Source organism: Geomonas terrae (assembly GCF_004791675.1).
Classification (GTDB): Bacteria; Desulfobacterota; Desulfuromonadia; order Geobacterales; family Geobacteraceae; genus Geomonas; species Geomonas edaphica.
Genome location: NZ_SRSC01000006.1, coordinates 1 through 20,948 on the forward strand (window position 1 = coordinate 1; position 20,948 = coordinate 20,948).

17 protein-coding genes and 5 tRNA genes are annotated in these 20,948 nt (G+C 59.6%); 2 read left to right on the top strand and 20 right to left on the bottom strand.

Translation table 11 applies throughout. From position 1 onward, the window contains the following. The 19 genes from tuf (E4633_RS19395) to E4633_RS19485 all read right to left on the bottom strand — a co-directional run. A partial coding sequence (gene tuf / locus E4633_RS19395; RefSeq protein ID WP_135872865.1) for an elongation factor Tu occupies positions 1–1,019 on the bottom strand: 1,019 nt, incomplete at its 3' end. Positions 1,020–1,054: 35 nt separating this feature from the next. Further along, positions 1,055–3,133 (bottom strand): elongation factor G, encoded by a 2,079-nt coding sequence (fusA, locus tag E4633_RS19400; protein WP_135872867.1) that lies wholly within the window; start codon positions 3,131–3,133, stop codon positions 1,055–1,057. A gap of 50 nt (positions 3,134–3,183) precedes the next feature. Then, complete coding sequence (gene rpsG, locus E4633_RS19405; protein WP_129128342.1) at positions 3,184–3,654, bottom strand: 30S ribosomal protein S7; 471 nt, start codon at positions 3,652–3,654, stop codon at positions 3,184–3,186. Positions 3,655–3,707: 53 nt separating this feature from the next. Next, on the bottom strand, positions 3,708–4,079 hold the full coding sequence (rpsL, locus tag E4633_RS19410) for a 30S ribosomal protein S12 (protein WP_015719175.1): 372 nt from the start codon (positions 4,077–4,079) through the stop codon (positions 3,708–3,710). Between the two features lie 159 nt (positions 4,080–4,238). Then, the gene (gene rpoC / locus E4633_RS19415; RefSeq protein WP_135872869.1) at positions 4,239–8,384 is read right to left on the bottom strand and encodes a DNA-directed RNA polymerase subunit beta'; all 4,146 of its coding nucleotides are present in this window, start codon (positions 8,382–8,384) and stop codon (positions 4,239–4,241) included. A 108-nt stretch (positions 8,385–8,492) separates the two neighbouring features. Beyond that, on the bottom strand, positions 8,493–12,608 hold the full coding sequence (rpoB, locus tag E4633_RS19420) for a DNA-directed RNA polymerase subunit beta (RefSeq protein ID WP_135872871.1): 4,116 nt from the start codon (positions 12,606–12,608) through the stop codon (positions 8,493–8,495). Positions 12,609–12,770: 162 nt separating this feature from the next. After that, entirely contained in the window at positions 12,771–13,151 is a 381-nt protein-coding gene (rplL, locus tag E4633_RS19425; protein WP_135872873.1) for a 50S ribosomal protein L7/L12, read from the bottom strand. Between the two features lie 60 nt (positions 13,152–13,211). Then, the gene (rplJ, locus tag E4633_RS19430; RefSeq protein ID WP_135872874.1) at positions 13,212–13,733 is read right to left on the bottom strand and encodes a 50S ribosomal protein L10; all 522 of its coding nucleotides are present in this window, start codon (positions 13,731–13,733) and stop codon (positions 13,212–13,214) included. A 183-nt stretch (positions 13,734–13,916) separates the two neighbouring features. After that, complete coding sequence (rplA, locus tag E4633_RS19435; RefSeq protein WP_135872876.1) at positions 13,917–14,618, bottom strand: 50S ribosomal protein L1; 702 nt, start codon at positions 14,616–14,618, stop codon at positions 13,917–13,919. A gap of 22 nt (positions 14,619–14,640) precedes the next feature. Beyond that, the gene (gene rplK, locus E4633_RS19440) at positions 14,641–15,063 is read right to left on the bottom strand and encodes a 50S ribosomal protein L11 (protein WP_129128348.1); all 423 of its coding nucleotides are present in this window, start codon (positions 15,061–15,063) and stop codon (positions 14,641–14,643) included. Between the two features lie 63 nt (positions 15,064–15,126). Next, a complete protein-coding gene (gene nusG / locus E4633_RS19445) occupies positions 15,127–15,654 on the bottom strand; it encodes a transcription termination/antitermination protein NusG (RefSeq protein WP_135872878.1) in 528 nt (175 codons plus the stop codon). 12 nt (positions 15,655–15,666) lie between these two features. After that, positions 15,667–15,852: a preprotein translocase subunit SecE gene (gene secE, locus E4633_RS19450; protein ID WP_135872880.1), complete on the bottom strand. Its 186-nt coding sequence runs from the start codon at positions 15,850–15,852 to the stop codon at positions 15,667–15,669. 33 nt (positions 15,853–15,885) lie between these two features. Continuing rightward, positions 15,886–15,962: transfer RNA gene (locus tag E4633_RS19455), tRNA-Trp, on the bottom strand. 43 nt (positions 15,963–16,005) lie between these two features. Next, the gene (gene rpmG, locus E4633_RS19460; RefSeq protein ID WP_135872882.1) at positions 16,006–16,158 is read right to left on the bottom strand and encodes a 50S ribosomal protein L33; all 153 of its coding nucleotides are present in this window, start codon (positions 16,156–16,158) and stop codon (positions 16,006–16,008) included. A gap of 64 nt (positions 16,159–16,222) precedes the next feature. Then, complete coding sequence (gene tuf, locus E4633_RS19465; protein WP_135872884.1) at positions 16,223–17,413, bottom strand: elongation factor Tu; 1,191 nt, start codon at positions 17,411–17,413, stop codon at positions 16,223–16,225. Between the two features lie 64 nt (positions 17,414–17,477). After that, positions 17,478–17,553 (bottom strand) — tRNA-Thr (locus tag E4633_RS19470). Positions 17,554–17,564: 11 nt separating this feature from the next. Then, a tRNA-Gly gene (locus E4633_RS19475) sits at positions 17,565–17,641 on the bottom strand. A gap of 112 nt (positions 17,642–17,753) precedes the next feature. Continuing rightward, positions 17,754–17,838 (bottom strand) — tRNA-Tyr (locus tag E4633_RS19480). A gap of 31 nt (positions 17,839–17,869) precedes the next feature. Further along, positions 17,870–17,945, bottom strand: a tRNA-Thr gene (locus E4633_RS19485). A 333-nt stretch (positions 17,946–18,278) separates the two neighbouring features. Here E4633_RS19485 and E4633_RS19490 point away from each other — a divergent pair. Together E4633_RS19490 and E4633_RS19495 are read left to right on the top strand one after the other, a co-directional pair. Beyond that, the gene (locus E4633_RS19490) at positions 18,279–18,620 is read left to right on the top strand and encodes a hypothetical protein (RefSeq protein WP_135872886.1); all 342 of its coding nucleotides are present in this window, start codon (positions 18,279–18,281) and stop codon (positions 18,618–18,620) included. Positions 18,621–18,790: 170 nt separating this feature from the next. Further along, on the top strand, positions 18,791–19,078 hold the full coding sequence (locus E4633_RS19495) for a DUF2917 domain-containing protein (protein WP_135872888.1): 288 nt from the start codon (positions 18,791–18,793) through the stop codon (positions 19,076–19,078). A 54-nt stretch (positions 19,079–19,132) separates the two neighbouring features. Here the strand turns inward: E4633_RS19495 and E4633_RS19500 are convergent, their stop codons facing one another. Further along, the gene (locus E4633_RS19500) at positions 19,133–20,761 is read right to left on the bottom strand and encodes a methyl-accepting chemotaxis protein (RefSeq protein WP_135872890.1); all 1,629 of its coding nucleotides are present in this window, start codon (positions 20,759–20,761) and stop codon (positions 19,133–19,135) included. Between the last annotated feature and the right edge of the window lie 187 nt (positions 20,762–20,948).

Genomic DNA, 20,948 nt, shown 5'->3' on the forward strand with positions numbered 1-20,948 from the left:
ACGTCGGTGGTCCTGAAGTAGAACTGCGGACGGTAGCCGTTGAAGAACGGGGTGTGACGGCCGCCCTCTTCCTTGGAGAGGATGTACGCCTCAGCCTTGAACTTGGTGTGCGGGGTGATGGAGCCCGGCTTGGCAAGAACCTGGCCGCGCTCGATGTCCTCACGCTTCACGCCGCGCAGCAGTGCGCCGATGTTGTCGCCAGCGCGACCTTCGTCGAGCAGTTTGCGGAACATCTCAACACCGGTGACGGTGGTCTTGGTGGTTGCCTTGATGCCGACGACCTCGACTTCTTCGCCAACCTTCACGATGCCGCGCTCGACACGACCGGTTGCAACGGTACCACGACCCGAGATGGAGAACACGTCCTCGACCGGCATGAGGAACGGCTTGTCGATGGCGCGCTGCGGCTCCGGGATGTAGGCGTCGACTGCGTCCATCAGCTTCATGATGGCCTGCTCGCCGAGTTCGCCCTGGTCACCCTCGAGGCCCTTAAGAGCGGAACCCTTGATGATAGGGATATCGTCGCCCGGGAAGTCGTAGGAGGAGAGGAGTTCGCGAACTTCCAGCTCAACCAGCTCGAGGAGTTCCTCGTCGTCCACCATGTCGGCCTTGTTCAGGAACACGACGATGTAGGGGACGCCGACCTGACGCGCGAGCAGGATGTGCTCACGGGTCTGCGGCATCGGGCCGTCAGCTGCGGAAACAACCAGGATCGCGCCGTCCATCTGCGCTGCACCGGTGATCATGTTCTTTACGTAGTCGGCGTGGCCCGGGCAGTCGACGTGAGCGTAGTGACGCTTGTCGGTCTCGTACTCGACGTGTGCGGTAGCGATGGTGATACCACGCTCACGCTCTTCCGGAGCGTTGTCGATCTGGTCGAACGCCTTGAACTCAGCCTGGCCCTTGCCTGCGAGCACCTTGGTGATCGCTGCGGTCAGGGTGGTCTTGCCGTGGTCGACGTGACCGATGGTACCGATGTTTACATGCGGCTTGGTTCTTTCAAATTTAGCTTTTGCCATTTCGGAATCCTCCTCAGTAGGGAAATTGAATTATCTTAGCCTTTGGCCTTCGCTACTATTTCCTCGGCAACCGATTTCGGTACCGGCTCGTAATGATCGAAGGTCATGGAGTAGGTCGCACGACCCTGGGTTGCGGAGCGCAGATCGGTGGAGTAACCGAACATCTGGGCCAGCGGCACCATCGCGGTGACGACCTGTGCGCCTGCGCGCCCTTCCATGCCCATGATGCGGCCGCGGCGGGAGTTCAGGTCGCCGATGACGTCGCCCATGTACTCTTCCGGAACCACGACCTCTACGGACATGATCGGCTCCAGGATGATCGGGGACGCCTTGGCGCAACCCTCTTTGAAGCCCATGGAACCTGCGATCTTGAAGGCCATCTCCGAGGAGTCAACCTCGTGGTAGGAACCGTCGACCAGGGTGACCTTGATGTCGACCACCGGGAAGCCGGCCATGACGCCGTTGTCCAGCGCTTCCTTGATGCCTTTGTCGACCGCCGGGATGTACTCGCGGGGAACGACGCCGCCCTTGATTGCGTCAACGAACTCGTACCCTTTACCGGCCTCCTGCGGCTCGATCTCGAGCCAGACGTGACCGAACTGACCGCGACCGCCGGACTGGCGCACGAACTTCCCTTCCGCCTTGACCTTCTTGGTGATGGTCTCGCGGTAGGCGACCTGCGGCTTGCCGACGCTTGCATCGACCTTGAACTCGCGGAAGAGACGGTCCACGATGATCTCGAGGTGCAGCTCGCCCATGCCGGAGATGATGGTCTGGCCGGTTTCCTCGTCGGTCTTGACGCGGAAGGACGGGTCCTCGGAAGCGAGCTTGCCAAGCGACAGGCCCAGCTTCTCCTGGTCGGCCTTGGTCTTCGGCTCGATGGCGATGGAGATAACCGGCTCGGGGAACTCGATGGACTCGAGGATGACGGCGTTGTTCTCGTCGCACAGGGTGTCGCCGGTGGTGGTGTATTTAAGGCCTACCGCAGCGGCGATGTCGCCGGCGTAGACTTCCTTGATTTCTTCACGCTTGTTGGCGTGCATCTTCAGGATGCGGCCGATCCTCTCGCGCTTGCCCTTGGTGGCGTTGTACACGTAGGAACCGGACTGGATCACACCCGAGTAGACGCGGAAGAAGCAGAGCTGGCCTACGAACGGGTCGGTCATGATCTTGAAGCCCAGAGCCGAGAACGGCTCGGAGTCGGATGCGTGACGCTCGATGGGTGCCTCGGTGTTGGCGTCGACGCCCTGGATAGCCGGGATGTCGGTCGGGGCCGGCATGTAGTCGAGCACGGCGTCGAGCAGGTGCTGCACGCCCTTGTTCTTGAATGCGGAACCGCAGATGACCGGGCAGATCTTGATGTCGAGGGTCGCCTGGCGGATGGCTGCCTTCAGCTCTGCGTTGGAGATCTCCTCGCCGCCCAGGTATTTCTCCATGAGGGCATCATCGTGGGAGGAAACTTCTTCGATCAGGAGCTCGCGGTACTCGTTGGCCTGGTCGACGAGGTCGGCCGGGATGTCGACTACTTCGTACACGGCACCCATGCTCTCGTCGTTGAAAACGATCCCTTTCATCTCGATGAGATCGACGAGACCTTTGTAGTTCTCCTCGCTCCCGATCGGGATCTGCAGGGCGACCGGGTTCGCCTTGAGGCGGTCCTTGATCATGGCGATACCGCGGAAGAAGTCGGCACCGATACGGTCCATCTTGTTGATGAACGCGATACGCGGTACGCGGTACTTGTCCGCCTGACGCCATACGGTCTCGGACTGCGGCTCAACACCACCGACCGAGCAGAAGACGGCAACAGCGCCGTCGAGAACACGCAGGGAACGCTCGACCTCGATGGTGAAGTCGACGTGGCCCGGGGTGTCGATGATGTTGATACGATGGTCCTTCCAGTTGCAGGTGGTTGCTGCGGAGGTGATGGTGATGCCACGCTCCTGCTCCTGCTCCATCCAGTCCATAGTAGCGGCGCCGTCATGGACCTCGCCGATCTTGTGGGAAACACCGGTGTAGTAGAGAATACGCTCCGTGGTGGTGGTCTTCCCTGCATCTATGTGAGCCATGATCCCGATGTTACGGGTCATTTCCAACGAAACCTGACGTGCCACTTACAGTTCCTCCGAGTTGCTTTCTAAGCCTTAAGGGGTGTCGCCGCGAACTACCAGCGATAATGGGCGAAGGCGCGGTTGGCCTCTGCCATCTTGTGGGTATCCTCACGCTTCTTGACCGCGGAACCGCGGTTGTTGTAAGCGTCGAGGATCTCGCCGGCAAGCTTGTCGGTAACGGTCTTCTCGCTGCGGGCATTGGAGTACTTCACCAGCCAACGCATGGCCAGGGACATGCGACGCTCCGGACGAACTTCAACCGGAACCTGGTAGGTGGAACCACCGACCCTGCGGGACTTGACTTCCAGCATCGGCTTGATGTTGTCGAGGCACTTCTTGAGAACCTTGACCGGCTCGTCGCCGGCCTTGCCGGCAGCGATTTCAAGGGCACCGTAGAGGGCTTTCTCGGCGGTGGACTTCTTGCCGTCCAGCATGATTATATTGATCAGCTTGGCAACCACCCTGTCACCGTATTTCGGGTCCGGGAGGATCACCCGCTTTGCTACTTCTCTTCTTCTTGGCATGTCTTAACCTCTCACTTAAAATCGGTTACTTGGGTCTTTTTTGCACCGTTCGGTTACTTGGGCCTTTTCGCACCGTACTTGGAACGGCTCTTCATGCGACCCTTGACGCCGACAGAGTCGAGCGTGCCGCGGACGATGTGGTAACGAACACCCGGAAGGTCCTTGACCCTGCCGCCCCTGATAAGGACAACGGAGTGCTCCTGGAGGTTGTGACCAACACCCGGAATATAGGAGGTCACCTCGACGCCGTTGGTAAGCCTTACCCTCGCTACTTTACGAAGCGCGGAGTTCGGTTTCTTCGGAGTTGTGGTGTAAACCCTGGTGCAAACGCCCCTCTTCTGCGGGCAGCTCCTGAGTGCCGGAGCAGTGGATTTTTCACCCTTTGACTCCCGACCATGACGAATAAGCTGATTAATAGTTGGCATACATTCCTCTCACGCGATTCTTAATCCGCGCACAGACAGACCCCGCGCGCGGAAGCGACGAAAATAGCAACAACGTACGTGCTTGTCAAGTTTTATTTGATAGAAGTGAGACGCCGGCCAGTGAAGCGGGGAACCCGCTCTCACTGGCCGGATACTGGACTAGGCTTCTTCTTCGTAGATCTCTTCATCTTCCGGCTCAACAGGCTCCGGAATGATTACTGGCTCCTCAGCAACCATGCGCAGGTTGCGGTAAAGAGCCAACCCCGTTCCCGCCGGGATTAAGCGGCCCATGATCACGTTTTCTTTCAGACCACGAAGACTGTCGACTTTACCTTCAATGGATGCCTGTGTCAAGACTTTTGTTGTCTCCTGGAAGGAAGCAGCAGAAATAAATGACTCAGTCGAGAGCGACGCCTTGGTTATGCCAAGGAGCAGAGACTCTGCCGTAGCAGGACGCCCGCCTTTATCCATAGCCTTCTCGTTCTCTTCCTCAAAGACCCAACGCTCGATCTGGTCATCGATCAGCAGGTTGGTATCGCCCACATCCTTGACCCTGACGCGACGCAGCATCTGACGTACGATGGTCTCGATGTGCTTGTCGTTGATCTTGACGCCCTGGAGACGGTAGACCTCCTGCACCTCGTCGACCAGGTACTTGGCCAGTTCTTTCTGGCCGAGGACGCGGAGGATGTCGTGCGGGTTGGAGGAGCCGTCCATGAGCGCCTCGCCGGCGCGGACGTGATCCCCTTCGTGGACGCTGATGTGCTTCCCTTTGGGGATGAGGTATTCCTTCGGCTCGCCGACCTCGGGGGTGACGATGACCTTGCGCTTGCCTTTGGCGTCCTTGCCGAAGGCGACCACGCCGTCGATCTCGGTGATGACCGCGAAGTCTTTCGGCTTCCTCGCCTCGAAGAGCTCGGCAACACGCGGCAGACCACCGGTGATGTCCTTGGTCTTGGTCGTCTCGCGCGGGATCTTGGCGATCACGTCACCCGCGTTCACCACGGTGTCCTCAAGGACGTTGATGTTGGAGCCGACCGGCAGGTAGTAACGCGCCATGCTCTCGCCGACCTTGGCGGTCTTGCCGGACTCGTCCTTGATGGTGATGCGCGGACGCTTGTCGGAGTCGCGGGTCTCGATGATGACCTTCCTGGAGAGGCCGGTGACTTCGTCGACCTGCTCCTCCATGGTGACGCCCTCGATGACATCCCCGAACTTGATGCGGCCGGAGATCTCGGTGAGGATCGGCATGGTGTACGGGTCCCACTCGGCGAGCGACTGCCCCTGGGTGACCTTCTCTTCGGGGCTCACCTTGATCTTCGCGCCGTAGACGATGCCGTACTTCTCGCGCTCGCGCCCGGTCTCGTCCACGATGGCCAGCTCACCGTTACGGTTCATGACGATGTGGTGACCTTCGGAGTTGGTTACGTAGTGCAGGTTGATGAACTTCGCGTAGCCCTCGTTCCTCGCATCCATGGAGGTCTGCTCGGCGCGACGGGATGCGGTACCACCGATATGGAAGGTACGCATGGTCAGCTGGGTACCCGGCTCGCCGATGGACTGTGCTGCGATGACGCCGACCGCCTCGCCGCGGTTCACCAGGTGACCGCGTGCCAGGTCGCGGCCGTAGCACTTGGCGCAGATACCGCGACGGCTCTCGCAGGTGAGCACGGAGCGGATCTTGACCTTCTCGAGACCGGCGGCCTCGATCTTCGTGACCAGGGTCTCGTCGATTTCCTGGTTCGCCGCCACCAGCACGTCGCCGGTGACCGGGTCGAGGATGTCGTCCAGGGCGACGCGGCCGAGGATACGGTCGCCGATGTGCTCGATGACCTCACCACCCTCGGTGAGGGAGGAGACGGTCAGGCCGTCGATGGTGCCGCAATCCGACTCGGTGATGATGGCGTCCTGGGCGACGTCGACCAGACGGCGGGTGAGGTAACCGGAGTTCGCCGTCTTGAGCGCGGTATCGGCCAGACCTTTACGTGCACCGTGGGTCGAGATGAAGTACTGGAGCACGGTGAGGCCTTCGCGGAAGTTCGCGGTGATCGGGGTCTCGATGATCTCGCCGGACGGCTTGGCCATGAGTCCCCTCATCCCCGCCAGCTGGCGGATCTGCTGGGCGCTACCCCTTGCACCGGAGTCGGCCATCATGTGGATCGCGTTGAAGGACGGCACCTTCACCTCGTTCCCCTGCGGGTCGATGATGGTATCGCGGGAGAGGTTGTCCAGCATCTCTTTCGCGATGTCCTCGGTCGATTTTGCCCAGATGTCGATGACCTTGTTGTAACGCTCGCCGTCGGTGATGAGACCCTCGGTGTACTGGTTCTGGATCTCCTGCACCTCTTCGGTGGCGCGGTTGATGATGGCCGGCTTCCCTTCCGGGATGACCATGTCGTTGATCGAGATGGAGATACCCGCCTTCGCCGCGTAGCGGAAGCCGATGGACTTCAGCTTGTCGGCGAGGATGACGGTTTCCTTGTTGCCGGCCAGACGGTAGCAGGTGTCGACGAGGTTGGAGAGTTCCTTCTTCGTCATGACCTTGTTGATGGCCGAGAAGGGAACCGCGTCGGGAAGGATCTCGCGCAGCAGCACGCGCCCGACCGTCGTCTCGATGATGGCCGGTTTCTCGTCGCTGACGAGGTTCTTCATCCTTACCTTGATGCGGGCCTGCAGGTGCACCTCGGTCGCGTCCCAGGCGATGGACACCTCATCCGGGGAGGCGAATATCTTCCCGTCGCCCGGCGCGAAGTGCTTCTCGCGTGTCATGTAATAGATCCCGAGAACCATGTCCTGGCTCGGCACGATGATCGGCTTGCCATGCGCCGGGGAAAGGATGTTGTTGGTCGACATCATGAGGACGCGCGCCTCCACCTGGCTCTCAACCGAGAGGGGGAGGTGGACCGCCATCTGGTCACCGTCGAAGTCGGCGTTGAAGGCGGTGCAGACGAGCGGGTGGAGCTGGATCGCCTTGCCCTCGATCAGGACCGGTTCGAAGGCCTGGATGCCGAGACGGTGCAGGGTCGGTGCGCGGTTCAAGAGGACCGGGTGCTCCTTGATGACCTCTTCGAGAACGTCCCAGACCTCCGGTTTCTCCTTCTCCACCATCTTCTTGGCGCTCTTGATGGTGGTGACGAACCCACGCTCCTCGAGCTTGTTGTAGATGAACGGCTTGAAGAGTTCGAGGGCCATCTTCTTCGGCAGACCGCACTGGTGCAGGCGAAGCTCGGGGCCGACGACGATAACGGAACGGCCGGAGTAGTCGACACGCTTACCCAAGAGGTTCTGACGGAAGCGGCCCGACTTGCCCTTCAGCATGTCGGAGAGGGACTTCAGCGGACGCTTGTTGGGGCCTGCGATGGCGCGGCCGCGGCGACCGTTGTCGAACAGCGCGTCGACCGCCTCCTGCAGCATGCGCTTCTCGTTCCTGATGATGACCTCGGGGGCCTGCAGTTCCATCAGGCGCTTCAAGCGGTTGTTGCGGTTGATGACGCGGCGGTACAGGTCGTTCAGGTCGGAGGTAGCGAAGCGGCCGCCGTCCAGGGGAACGAGCGGACGGAGCTCCGGCGGCAGTACCGGGATGCACTCGAGGATCATCCACTCCGGCTTGTTGCCCGAGTTTTTGAAGGCGTCGATGACCTTAAGGCGCTTGGCGGTCTTCTTGCGCTTAGCCTCGCTGGTCGCCTCCTGCATCTCGATGCGGAGCTGCTCGGAGAGCTGGTCGAGGTCCATCGAAGTGAGGCAGGTGCGGATCGCAGCGGCGCCCATGCCGGCCTCGAAGCCGTAGCTGTATTCCTCAAGGGCCTTCTGGTACTGGTCCTCGGAGAACACGGTGCCAAACGGCAGGCCGGTTTCCTTCGGGTCGGTCACCACGTAGGCCTCGAAGTAGAGTACCTTCTCGAGGTCCTTCAGGGTGATGTCCATCAGGTTGCCGATCCTGGACGGCAGAGACTTGAGGAACCAGATGTGCGCCACCGGGGTGGCGAGGTCGATGTGGCCCAGGCGCTCACGACGCACCTTGGACGGGATGACCTCGACGCCGCACTTCTCGCAGACGATGCCACGGTGCTTCATGCGCTTGTACTTGCCGCAGTTGCACTCGTAGTCCTTGGTCGGTCCGAAGATCTTGGCGCAGAAAAGACCGTCGCGCTCCGGCTTGAAGGTGCGGTAGTTGATGGTCTCCGGCTTCTTCACTTCCCCGAAGGAACGCTCGCGGATCTTGTCCGGCGACGAGATCGAGATCTTGATCGACGAGAAGTGGAGCGGATCTTTCGGCTTATCGAAAAAATTGAAAATATCTTCCAAAGTATTTTCCTCCTTAGCGGTAGGAGTTACGTTATCGGTTTCAGGCAGCTTGTCGGACTCTGACCGGTCGGACTAGTCAGACTAGCCGGACCGGTCAGACAGAACAACCTAGTCCTCGTCGCTTTCCAGCAGTTCCACGTCGAGACCCAGGGACTGAAGTTCCTTGATGAGGACGTTGAACGACTCCGGCAGACCCGGCTCAAGGGTGTGCTTCCCTTTGACGATCGCCTCGTACATCCTGGTGCGGCCTGCCACGTCGTCGGACTTGACGGTGAGGAACTCCTGCAGCGCGTACGCGGCGCCGTAGGCCTCCATCGCCCAGACCTCCATCTCCCCGAGTCGCTGACCGCCGAACTGCGCCTTGCCCCCCAGCGGCTGCTGGGTGACCAGCGAGTAGGGACCGATGCTCCTGGCGTGGATCTTGTCGTCGACCAGGTGGTGCAGCTTCAGGAAGTACATGATCCCGACGGTGACCTGGTGCATGAACTTGTCGCCGCTCTTTCCGTCGTAGAGGGTGACCTGACCGGTGGTGCTGAAACCGGCGTGGGTCAGCATCGACTGGATCGACTCCTCGCTCGCCCCTTCGAAGACCGGCGACGACATCGGGATGCCGCGCTTCAAGCGCCTTGCCACGTTGAGGAGTTCTTCACCCTCGAGCGTGTCGAGGAAGCGGTCCATTTCCGGGTTGTCGTACACGCCCTTCAGGAACCTCTTGATCTCGTCGTGCGGGGTGTTCTTCTCGAGGAATTCCTCGATCTTCCAGCCAAGTCCCTTGGCGCCCCAGCCGAGGTGCATCTCGAGGATCTGACCCACGTTCATACGGGACGGAACGCCCAGCGGGTTCAGCACGATCTCGACCGGACGGCCGTCTTCCATGTACGGCATATCCTCTTCCGGAAGGATCCTGGAGACGACGCCCTTGTTACCGTGGCGGCCCGCCATCTTGTCACCCACCTGGAGCTTACGCTTGATGGCGATGTAGACCTTGACCATCTTGATGACGCCCGGCGGCAGGTCGTCGCCGCGACGCAGCTTCTGCACTTTGTCGTCGAAGACGTACTTGATGATGTCGATCTGCTGGTTGAGCGTGGAAAGGGTCTGCGCCACTTTCTCGTCGATGGTGTCGTCGTCGGCGATGGAGATCTCGTCCCAGCGATCCATGGTGAAGGAGTTCAGCATCTCGTCGGTGATGGCCGCCCCTTTCGGGATGAGCACCTTGCCGTCGACGCCCTCGATCTTGACCGCCGCGGTCTTGCCCATGAGAAGCTTCTTTAGCTTGCCGCGGGCGGAGTCGCGGATGATGCGGATCTCGTCCTGCTCGTCCTTACGCAGGCGCTGTTCCTCGGCCTTCTCGATGATCTCGGTACGGGCGTCCTTGTCGGCACCCTTTCTCGAGAAGATCTTGGCGCCGATGACGGTACCCTCGACCCCCGGCGGAACCCTGAGCGAGGTGTCGCGCACGTCGCCCGCCTTCTCGCCGAAGATGGCCCTTAAGAGCTTCTCTTCAGGGGAGAGCTGGGTCTCGCCTTTCGGGGTGATCTTGCCGACCAGGATGTCGCCCGGACGAACCTCGGCGCCGATCCTGATGATGCCCGACTCGTCGAGGTCCTTGAGGGTCTCCTCGCCGAGGTTCGGGATGTCGGAGGTGATCTCCTCCTTGCCGAGCTTCGTGTCGCGGGCCACGGCCTCGAACTCCTCGATGTGGATCGAGGTGTAGCGGTCGTCCTTGACGAGACGCTCCGAGATGAGGATGGAGTCCTCGTAGTTGTAGCCGCCCCACGGCATGAACGCGATGAGCACGTTCTGGCCGAGAGCCAGCTCGCCCATGTCGGTCGAAGGACCGTCGGCGATGATGTCGCCAGCCTTCACGTGGTCGCCAATCTTCACCACCGGCCTCTGGTTGATGCAGGTGTTCTGGTTGGAACGGGCGAACTTGATCAGGTTGTAGATGTCGACACCGGTGCCGGTTGCATCGTACTGGTCCTCGTCGATCTTCACGACGATGCGGGAAGCGTCGACGCTCTCGACGATGCCGTTGTGGCGGGCTACCGAGGAAACCCCGGAGTCCCTTGCCACGACGCGCTCCATGCCGGTCCCGACGAGCGGGGAATCGGCACGCAGAAGCGGTACGGCCTGGCGCTGCATGTTGGAACCCATGAGTGCGCGGTTCGCGTCGTCGTTCTCGAGGAACGGGATCAGCGAGGCCGCGACCGACACGAGCTGCATCGGTGCAACGTCCATGAGCTCAAGCTCGTCGCGACCGACCAGCACGAACTCGCCGGACTTCCTGGCGGAGATGTAATCGGCCATGAAGCGGCCGGTCTCGTCCATCTCGGCGTTGGCCTGGGCGATGGCGTGGCCTTCCTCCTCCAGTGCGGAGAAGAAGCGGACCTCGTCGGTCACCTTGCCTTCCTTGACCACGCGGTACGGCGTCTCGACGAAGCCGTGCTCGTTGATGCGCGCGTAGGTGGACAAGGACGCGATCAGACCGATGTTCGGGCCCTCAGGGGTCTCGATCGGGCAGACGCGGCCGTAGTGAGTCGGGTGTACGTCGCGGACCTCGAAGCCCGCGCGCTCGCGGGTCAAGCCCCCCGGTCCGAGAGCCGAGAGACGACGCTTGTGCGTGACCTCGGAGAGCGGGTTCGTCTGGTCCATGAACTGGGAGAGCTGCGAAGAACCGAAGAACTCTTTCACGACGGCCGAGACCGGCTTGGAGTTGATCAGGTCGTGCGGCATGAGGTTCTCGACTTCCTGGAGACTCATGCGCTCCTTGATGGCGCGCTCCATCCTGACGAGACCGATCCTGTACTGGTTCTCGAGGAGCTCACCCACGGCGCGCACGCGGCGGTTGCCGAGGTGGTCGATGTCGTCGATGTTACCCTTGCCGTTTTTCAGCTCGATCAGGTAACGCACAACCTCGAGGATGTCCTCGCGGGTGAGCGTCATGCAGTCAAGCGGCACGTCCACGCCGAGCTTGTAGTTGAGCTTCAGGCGGCCGACGGCGGAGAGGTCGTAGCGCTCCGCGTTGAAGAACAGGTTCTCGAAGAGAACCAGCGCGCTCTTCAGGGTCGGCGGATCGCCCGGACGCAGGCGGCGGTAGATCTCGATGAGCGCCTCGTCGGTGGAGCCGATCTTGTCGATCAGGATGGTGTCGCGGAAGCTGGAGGTGACATGCAGGTTGTCGATGAAGAGCACCTGGAAAGAGGTAATCCCCTTCTGTACCATCTCCTCGAGCTTCGCCTGGGTGATCTCCTCGTTGCACTCGACCAGGATCTCGCCGGTGGCGGGATCGTAGATGTCGTGGGAAGCGACCTTGCCGACGACTTCCTCCTCGGCGATCGGGATCTCCTTGATGCCGTGCTCGGCCATCTTCCTGAGCGCAGCCTTGGTGAACTTGCGGTTCGCCTTGAGGATCACTTCGGCGGTAGCCGGGTCGACGATGTCCGCGGTCGCCTTCTGGCTGGAGAGGAGTTCCGCGTCCACGAGCTTCGTCATGGCGCCGTTCTCACCGACCTTCACTTCTTCAGACTTGTAGAAGTAGTTGATGAGCGCGTCATTGGAGTAGCCAAGGGCCTTCAGGAGCACGGTGGCCGGCATCTTGCGACGCCTGTCTATGCGAACATAAAGGATGTCTTTATGGTCAAATTCAAAGTCAAGCCACGAACCGCGGTACGGAATCACGCGGGCCGAGTAGAGCACCTTGCCGCTGGAATGCGTCTTACCCTTGTCGTGGTCGTAGAACACGCCGGGGGAGCGATGCAGCTGGCTTACGATAACGCGCTCGGTGCCGTTTATGATAAAGGTCCCGTTGTCGGTCATCAGCGGGATTTCGCCGAAATAAACCTCCTGCTCCTTGATGTCACGGATCGACCTGGTACCGGGATCCTTCGCGACGTCCCAGACAACCAGCCTTACTTTCACCTTCATGGGGGCGGCAAAGGTCATGCCCCTCTGGTGGCACTCCTCCACGTCGTACTTCGGCGCGCCGAGCGAATACGAAACGTACTCAAGCGATGCGGTGTCGCTGAAGTCCCTGATCGGGAAAACGCTGCGGAAAACGGCCTCGAGGCCTGAGTTCTTGCGTGCGTCTACGGGAGTGTCGAGCTGGAGGAATCTCTTGTAGGAGTTTTTCTGGATGTCGATGAGGTTCGGTATGTCGATGATCTTGTGGATCTTGGCGAAGTTCTTGCGCAACAGGGGGTTATTCGCGATTGAATAAGCCATATCTTCTCCTTGTGGTGAACGCCTTGGAAGACCTCCACCCCCTTGAATTTCCTGCTGTTTTGGTCGGGCGGGGCTGCGGGGTGAAGCGGCCTCAAACTAAAATAGAACAGCCAAGGCCGCAAAAAGCGACCTTGGCTTTGGTAAAGATCGGTGCGGAAATGACTACTTGACTTCCACTTCTGCGCCAGCCTCGACCAGCTGCTTCTGTGCGTCGGCAGCCTCATCCTTGGAGATCCCGGTTTTGACCGGCTGCGGTGCGCCGTCGACTAGGTCCTTAGCTTCTTTGAGGCCGAGGGAGGTAAGGCCACGGACGACCTTGATGACGGCGATCTTGTTAGCGCCAGCGCTTTTGAGGATGACGTCGAACTCGGTCTTCTCCTCAGCAGCTTCAGCCGGGCCAGCAGCCGGGCCAGCAGCAGCAACTGCAACCGGAGCGGCTGCGGAAACGCCGAACTTCTCTTCGAGCTCTTTCACGAGGCCGGCAAGTTCGAGGACGGACATGTTCTCAATGAAGCTGATTACTTCTTCTTTGGTGATAGCCATTTCTTTCTCCTCCAGAGAATATTGTTAGATGTTTAAAGCGAAAATTGTTGGAGACTGCGACTAGGCAGCCTTCTGAACCCTGATCTGTTCCAGCGCGCGGACGAAACCGCCCGGGACAGCTGCCAGAACGCGTACGAAGTTGCTTGCCGGTGCCTGCATGCTGCCCAGCATCTTGGCGAGAAGCACTTCGCGGCTCGGCAGATCAGCGAGAGCCTGAATCTCGGCCACGTTGATGGTCTTGCCGGTAAGCACGCCAGCCTTCAGAGTGAACGGGTTTGCGGCTTCCTTGTTGAAGCGCGACAGCACCTTGGCCGCTGCGACGGGATCGTCATAGCAAAGGGCAATGGCGGTCGGACCAGCGTAGTACTGGCTCAGACCTTCCTTGTCGGTCCCTTTGGAAGCGATATCGAGCAGGGTGTTCTTGACGACTTTGTACTCGGCGTTAGCCTTCCTGAGCTCGTTTCTGAGCTCGGTCGCCTGGCCGACGTTCATCCCGCGGAAATCCGCAAGGAATACCGCCTGGGCCCTCAGGAGCTTGTCGTGCATTTCGGTAACAAGTTCTTGTTTGTTTTCCTTATTCAAGCGCCTTCCTCCTTTCTTTTGGTATACGGGTACGGAACCCCGCCAAAGTCAGGAAGTTGCGGAACATGCTTTTTCGCGCAACATCTTGCAAGTCTCGGTTGGCCGCCCAAGGCGATTAAGCACCGACGATACAACTGGCGCACCCACTGTCTTTGACTTTGGCTTTACTGCTGGATACTGCCTTTATTTCAAGATCGCGCTGATGTCAGCGAGATCGATGTTCACGCCCGGGCCCATGGTGGAAGATACGGAGATCTTCTTCATGTAGGTACCCTTGGCGGCAGCCGGCTTGGCCTTCTGAAGGGCTTCCACCAGTGCCGAAACGTTCTGCTTCAGAGTCTCGGCGGTGAAGGACACCTTGCCCACCGGGGCATGGATGATACCGGCCTTCTCGACGCGGAACTCAACCTTACCGGACTTGGACTCCTTCACGGCGCGGGCCACGTCGAAGGTGACGGTGCCGACTTTCGGGTTCGGCATCAGGCCGCGGGGACCGAGGAGCTTACCGATCTTGCCGACCACACCCATCATGTCCGGGGTTGCGATGGCGGTGTCGAAATCGAACCACCCTTCCTGGATCTTGGCGACCAGGTCGTCGGCGCCCACGTAATCGGCACCGGCCTCGCGGGCCTCCTTCTCCTTCTCGCCCTTGGCGAAAACGAGGACGCGTACGTCCTTGCCCAGACCGTTCGGGAGCACTACGGCGCCGCGCACCATCTGGTCGGCGTGACGGGGATCGACGCCCAGCTTCACAACCAGGTCGACGGTTTCGTCGAACTTCGCGTAAGCCGCGCCTTTAACCAGCTCAAGACCCTCGGACAGGGGATAGGTTTTGGTCCTGTCGACCTTGGCGCGAGCCTCTTTAGCTTTCTTTGTCATAGACATTTCTGATAACCCTCTCTTTATCTTAAGCTATTTCAACGCCCATGCTGCGCGCGGTACCTTCGATGGTCCTCATGGCAGCCTCAAGGCTCGCGGCATTGAGGTCAGGCATCTTCTTGGTTGCGATCTCGCGCACCTGCTCCTTGGTCAGCTTGCCAACCTTGGTCTTGTTCGGAACGGCGGAGCCGCTCTGGAGACCGAGAGCTTTCTTGATGAGAACCGGAGCCGGCGGAGTCTTGGTGATGAAGGTGAAGGACCTGTCGGCGTAGACAGTGATGACGACCGGAGTGATGGTCCCTTCGTCTGCCTGGGTCTTCGCGTTGAAAGCCTTGCAGAACTCCATGATGTTGACGCCGTGCTGACCGAGTGCCGGACCGATCGGAGGAGACGGGTTAGCCTTCCCTGCGGGTACCTGCAGCTTTATGTAACCGGTAATTTTTTTCGCCATTTTCCTACTCCTTTATCTTTCCTTCGAACTGCCTGATTCTTCTATCGATAACAGCGGGTAACCCTACTGCTTTTCTACCTGCATGAACTCGAGCTCGACCGGGGTGGCGCGCCCGAAGATGCTTACCATGACCTTGAGTTTCCCCTTGTCCGGCTTCACGTCCTCGACAACACCGGAGAAGTTGAGGAACGGACCGTCGATGACCCTGACCGTCTCGCCCACTTCGAAGAGAACCTTCGGACGGGGCTTCTCGGCCCCCTCTTCCATCCTCTTGGTGATCTTGCCGACTTCTTCGTCCGGGATCGGGAAGGGGTTGTTGCCGCCGACGAAACCGGTGACCTTCGCGGTCTCCTTGACCACGTGCCAGGTGTCGTCGTTCAGCTCCATGTTGACCAGGATGTATCCGGGGAAGAACTTCCTGGACGAAGTCTTCTTCTCCCCCTTCTTCAGCTCGACGACGGTTTCGCACGGGATCAGGATCTCGCCGAAGAACTCCTCCATGCCGAGGTTCTTGATGCGCTCAGCAAGGGTGAGTCGCACCTTGTTCTCGAAGCCGGAGTAAGTATGTACGCCGTACCATTTGTGTGCCATTTAATCAGTCCTCTAGCGGAGTATCGACCTGATGAGCTTAGTAAGGACCACGTCGCAGGCGCCAAGGTAAAGTGAGATGAGCACGATGATGACTACAACTACCTGAGCGGTAGAAAAGGTCTCCTTGCGGGTGGGCCAAGTTACCTTGGCGAGTTCCGCCTGAACATCCTCAAAAAAAGACTTGGCTTTCGCGATCACTTGTCACTCCTCACTCAGTGAAGATAAAAAAAATGGCAGGCCAGGAGGGATTCGAACCCCCAACACCCGGTTTTGGAGACCGGTGCTCTAGCCGTTAGAGCTACTGGCCTGCGGCGGAGGTTCCCGGGCGATTCCCGGGAACCCCAAATCAAACTATTTGGTTTCCTTGTGCGGCGTGTGCTTCTGGCAGAAGCGGCAGTACTTGTTGAACTCCAGCTTCTGCGGCGTATTTTTCTTGTTCTTGGTAGTCGTATAGTTACGCTGTTTGCACTCGGTGCAGCCAAGGGTGATGATGTCTCTAGCCATTGTCTTTCGTCCTTTTCAAGCTATTTTCTCATCCCGAACTTCCGGGACTCAGAGTCCGTCGCTGTTACTCGATGATGGAGGCGACCACGCCGGCGCCGACGGTACGGCCGCCTTCGCGGATAGCGAAGCGCAGACCTTCGTCCATGGCGATCGGGGTGATCAGGTTGACGGTGACCGAGACGTTGTCGCCCGGCATAACCATCTCAACACCGGCTTCGAGGTCAACCACGCCGGTGACGTCGGTGGTCCTGAAGTAGAACTGCGGACGGTAGCCGTTGAAGAACGGGGTGTGACGGCCGCCCTCTTCCTTGGAGAGGATGTACGCCTCAGCCTTGAACTTGGTGTGCGGGGTGATGGAGCCCGGCTTGGCAAGAACCTGGCCGCGCTCGATGTCCTCACGCTTCACGCCGCGCAGCAGTGCGCCGATGTTGTCGCCAGCGCGACCTTCGTCGAGCAGTTTGCGGAACATCTCAACACCGGTGACGGTGGTCTTGGTGGTTGCCTTGATGCCGACGACCTCGACTTCTTCGCCAACCTTCACGATGCCGCGCTCGACACGACCGGTTGCAACGGTACCACGACCCGAGATGGAGAACACGTCCTCGACCGGCATGAGGAACGGCTTGTCGATGGCGCGCTGCGGCTCCGGGATGTAGGCGTCGACTGCGTCCATCAGCTTCATGATGGCCTGCTCGCCGAGTTCGCCCTGGTCACCCTCGAGGCCCTTAAGAGCGGAACCCTTGATGATAGGGATATCGTCGCCCGGGAAGTCGTAGGAGGAGAGGAGTTCGCGAACTTCCAGCTCAACCAGCTCGAGGAGTTCCTCGTCGTCCACCATGTCGGCCTTGTTCAGGAACACGACGATGTAGGGGACGCCGACCTGACGCGCGAGCAGGATGTGCTCACGGGTCTGCGGCATCGGGCCGTCAGCTGCGGAAACAACCAGGATCGCGCCGTCCATCTGCGCTGCACCGGTGATCATGTTCTTTACGTAGTCGGCGTGGCCCGGGCAGTCGACGTGAGCGTAGTGACGCTTGTCGGTCTCGTACTCGACGTGTGCGGTGGCGATGGTGATACCACGCTCACGCTCTTCCGGTGCGTTGTCGATCTGGTCGAACGCCTTGAACTCGGCCTGGCCCTTGCCTGCGAGCACCTTGGTGATGGCTGCGGTCAGGGTGGTCTTGCCGTGGTCGACGTGACCGATGGTCCCTATGTTTACATGCGGTTTAGTTCTTTCGAATTTAGCTTTAGCCATGAGGAATCCTCCCTGATGTATCTACTACAGCCTTAAAGTTGGATGCTTTTTTTCTAGAAGGGGATGGAGCCCACAACCGGATTCGAACCGGTGACCTCTTCCTTACCAAGGAAGTGCTCTACCTACTGAGCTATGTGGGCGTATTCTGTTTTGGAGCGGGAAACGGGACTCGAACCCGCGACCCTCAGCTTGGAAGGCTGACGCTCTAGCCAACTGAGCTATTCCCGCCAATTCCCTGCTTTGAAGTTTTTTGACTCGACTCACACCCCACTCAACCAGTACCAACGATCCGCCAGGATCTCCTGATTTGAGCAGAAGCTCATCTCGTCTGAAGTTTGTATGGTGGAGGGAGGAGGATTCGAACCTCCGAAGTCGATGACGACAGATTTACAGTCTGTTCCCTTTGGCCGCTCGGGAATCCCTCCAGACAGAAGTGATGCTATTCTTTTTTCAATCTGGAGCTGACGATGGGACTCGAACCCGCAACCTGCTGATTACAAGTCAGCTGCTCTACCAATTGAGCTACGCCAGCCTGATTCGCCATCATCTGCTACCTTTTTTGCCTCAGCGCCTTGCGTTGCGAAGCGAATCCCTGTTCTAAAGCAAAAGGGTCTCAGTGTCAATATCTTTTTTCTCGGCATTCGAAATATTTTTCGCTGCCTGTCGTATACAACTTAACGCCAACGACGCCACCACTCCGTATGCGTCGAGAGAAACGTCGCAGTATCGCTGCGTTGCCCAGCCAGGGCCTTGCCGCATCCGGAACCGGCAAAGGGACAGGCCCCGCCCCCCATCACACGCTTTTCGTTATTACGACCGCATTCTTCGTCATCGCGACCGCATTCTTCGTCATCGCGACCGCACGTTGCGTTATCGCGACCGCACGTTGTGTTATCGCGACCGCGCGTTGCGCTATCACGACCGCACGTTGCGTCATCACGACCGCGCGTTGCGATATCGTGACCGCGCGTTGCGTTATCGCTACCGCGCGTTGTGTTATCGTGACCGCGCGTTGTGTTATCGCGACCGCACGTTGCGTTATCACGACCGCACGTTGCGTTATCGTGACCGCGCGTTGCGTTATCGTGACCGCACGTTGTGTTATCGCGACCGCGCGTTGCGCTATCGTGACCGCACGTTGTGTTATCGCGACCGCGCGTTGCGCTATCACGACCGCGCGTTGCGTTATCGTGACCGCGCACGGTAGAGGGATTGCCCGCCCCCCCCAATGCTCGTCACGGGTACAGTTCCCCCATTTCACGGCAGGAACAGCAACAGAACCGAGCAACTGTCAGGGAAGGTAATCAACATTCCTGTGTCTGTACTCATTTCCAGCGTAGAGCTATAGTCGCATCATAACGCTGAAAGGAGGCGATTATGGACTGTTCGCTTGAAAAAGGGGAGGTGTTGCGGCTTGGTGGTGGGCCTGGTTTGCGGCTGCACTGCAGGCAAGGAGCCATCTGGATCACCACCGGTGACGGGCGGGACTACGTGATCCGTGCGGGTTCCTGCTTCGAGCTCGAGAAGGGGTGTACCGCCTTAACTGAAGCGCTCGCATCGGCAAAACTCTGCGTCGACATCGAGCATGCGACCGACAGCACCGCGATTTCCTTGAGGACCTGCCGACATGCCTCTCACAGCGGCTCTCTTGCCGCGAGCGCCTGAAGAAACGGCAAGCGGTGACGGCGGCCTCCATGAGAAGCCGCCGCCCAGCCGCAGCTAGAGCTTGAACCCATCGACCACGTGCCGCAGCCTCTCGGCAAGCTCCGAGAGCTGCCCCGCGGCCTGAGCCGACTGCTGGGCCCCTTGGGCCGTCTGGTGCACCACCGCGGTAATCTGGTGGATGTTGCCGCTGATCTCGCCGGTGGTTGCGGTCTGCTCCTCCGCGGCCACCGCAATCTGGCTTACCTGCTGCGTCACGTTGTCGATCTGGCTGATGATGTCCTGCAGCGCTTCGCCCGACCGGGCGGCTTCTTGCGTTCCCTTTTCGACTTCCTTGACGCCGCTGTCCATGGCGCTCACGGCGCTGCGGGTCTCGGCCTGAATAGACTTGATCATATTGCCGATCTCGCCGGTTGCCCTCGTGGTCCGCTCGGCAAGCGCCCTGACCTCGTCGGCAACGACGGCAAAGCCTCGTCCCTGTTCGCCTGCGCGGGCCGCCTCGATCGCCGCATTCAGCGCGAGAAGGTTGGTCTGATCCGCGATTTCCTCGATGGTCCCTACGATTTCACCGATCTGGTCGGACCGCGTCCCCAGGCTCTCCACTGTCTGCGCCGACGTCCTCACCCGCTCCGCGATCCTTCCCATCCCTTGCACAGTCTCCTGTACCACGGCGGCACCGGTTACCGCAGCATCGCTGGCCCGACGAGCACCTTCTGCCGCGATGGTGCAGTTGCGGGCGATGTCACTGGAGGTCGTCGTCATCTCTTCTCCGGCCGAAGCGACGGTCACCGCCTGAGAGGCCACCTCCTCGGTTCCGCTCGCCATCTGCTCTGCCGTGGAATTAAGTTCCGCCGCCGCGGCCGATACCTGGTGCGTCGTCTCCGCGACCGTAGCGATGAGGCCATGCATCTTGTCCAGGAAGAGGTTGAAATCATGGGCGAGATGTCCCAATTCATCACGCGAGGTAATCTCGAGGCGCCTGGTGAGGTCACCATCCCCCATCGCGATATCATCCATCACCACGCTCATCTTGCGGATAGTTCGTTTCAGTTCCACGGCCACCAGGAGAAGGAGCAGTAATGTGCAGAAGATGGCGAAAACGCCCAGGCATAGGGATAAGATGAGAGCCCTGTCGGAGGTGGCCACGACACTCGCCTTGGTCCCCTCCATCTCTTTCTGACTTGCGCCGCTCAGCTTGAAGAGCTTGTCCTTCACCTCGCGCCACTTCGGCGTCTCGTCCTTCACCAGCAACGTCAACGCCTCATCCTTTTTCCCTTCTTTCGCAAGTGACTGCACCTGTCCCCGCAGCGCTGCCGCTTCCTTCCAGACCGCCATCACCTGCTCTACATCCCCCTTCACCTTGGGAAGGTCCTTGCTTTTAGCGAGGACGACACGGTAGGCCTTCTCAAAATCATCCATGGCCTGGGTGTAGTTCTTGGCCGCCTTCTCATCGGCCGGGTTCAGGAGGATGTTGCGGGTCGCCTGCTCGGTCTGCAGCCCTTGCGCGTACATGTCTTTAAGAGCAAGTGCAATGGTCTGATCCTTTTCGACGAAACTGGTGAACCCGCTGGACATCTTCTTTATGCCGACCACTGAAGCCGCCAGCGACAAGCACAGCAATACAGCACTGATGCCGCCGACCAGTCCGAATTTTTGTGCCAGTTTTACATCCTGAAGGACACTCATAGCCGTTGCTCCTTTGATGACTTTCGCTTTTCCAGACCAAAATTTAATTGGCAAGAACTTGTTACAGTCAGTATCGGCGCGGCTAACTAAATCTTGAGAGAGAGAACGGCGGGAAAGGAGACTGAATAAAGCGAGGAATGGAGAGTGGCAGGTGGGGGCTTGCGCCCCCTGGATGTAAAGCGACGAC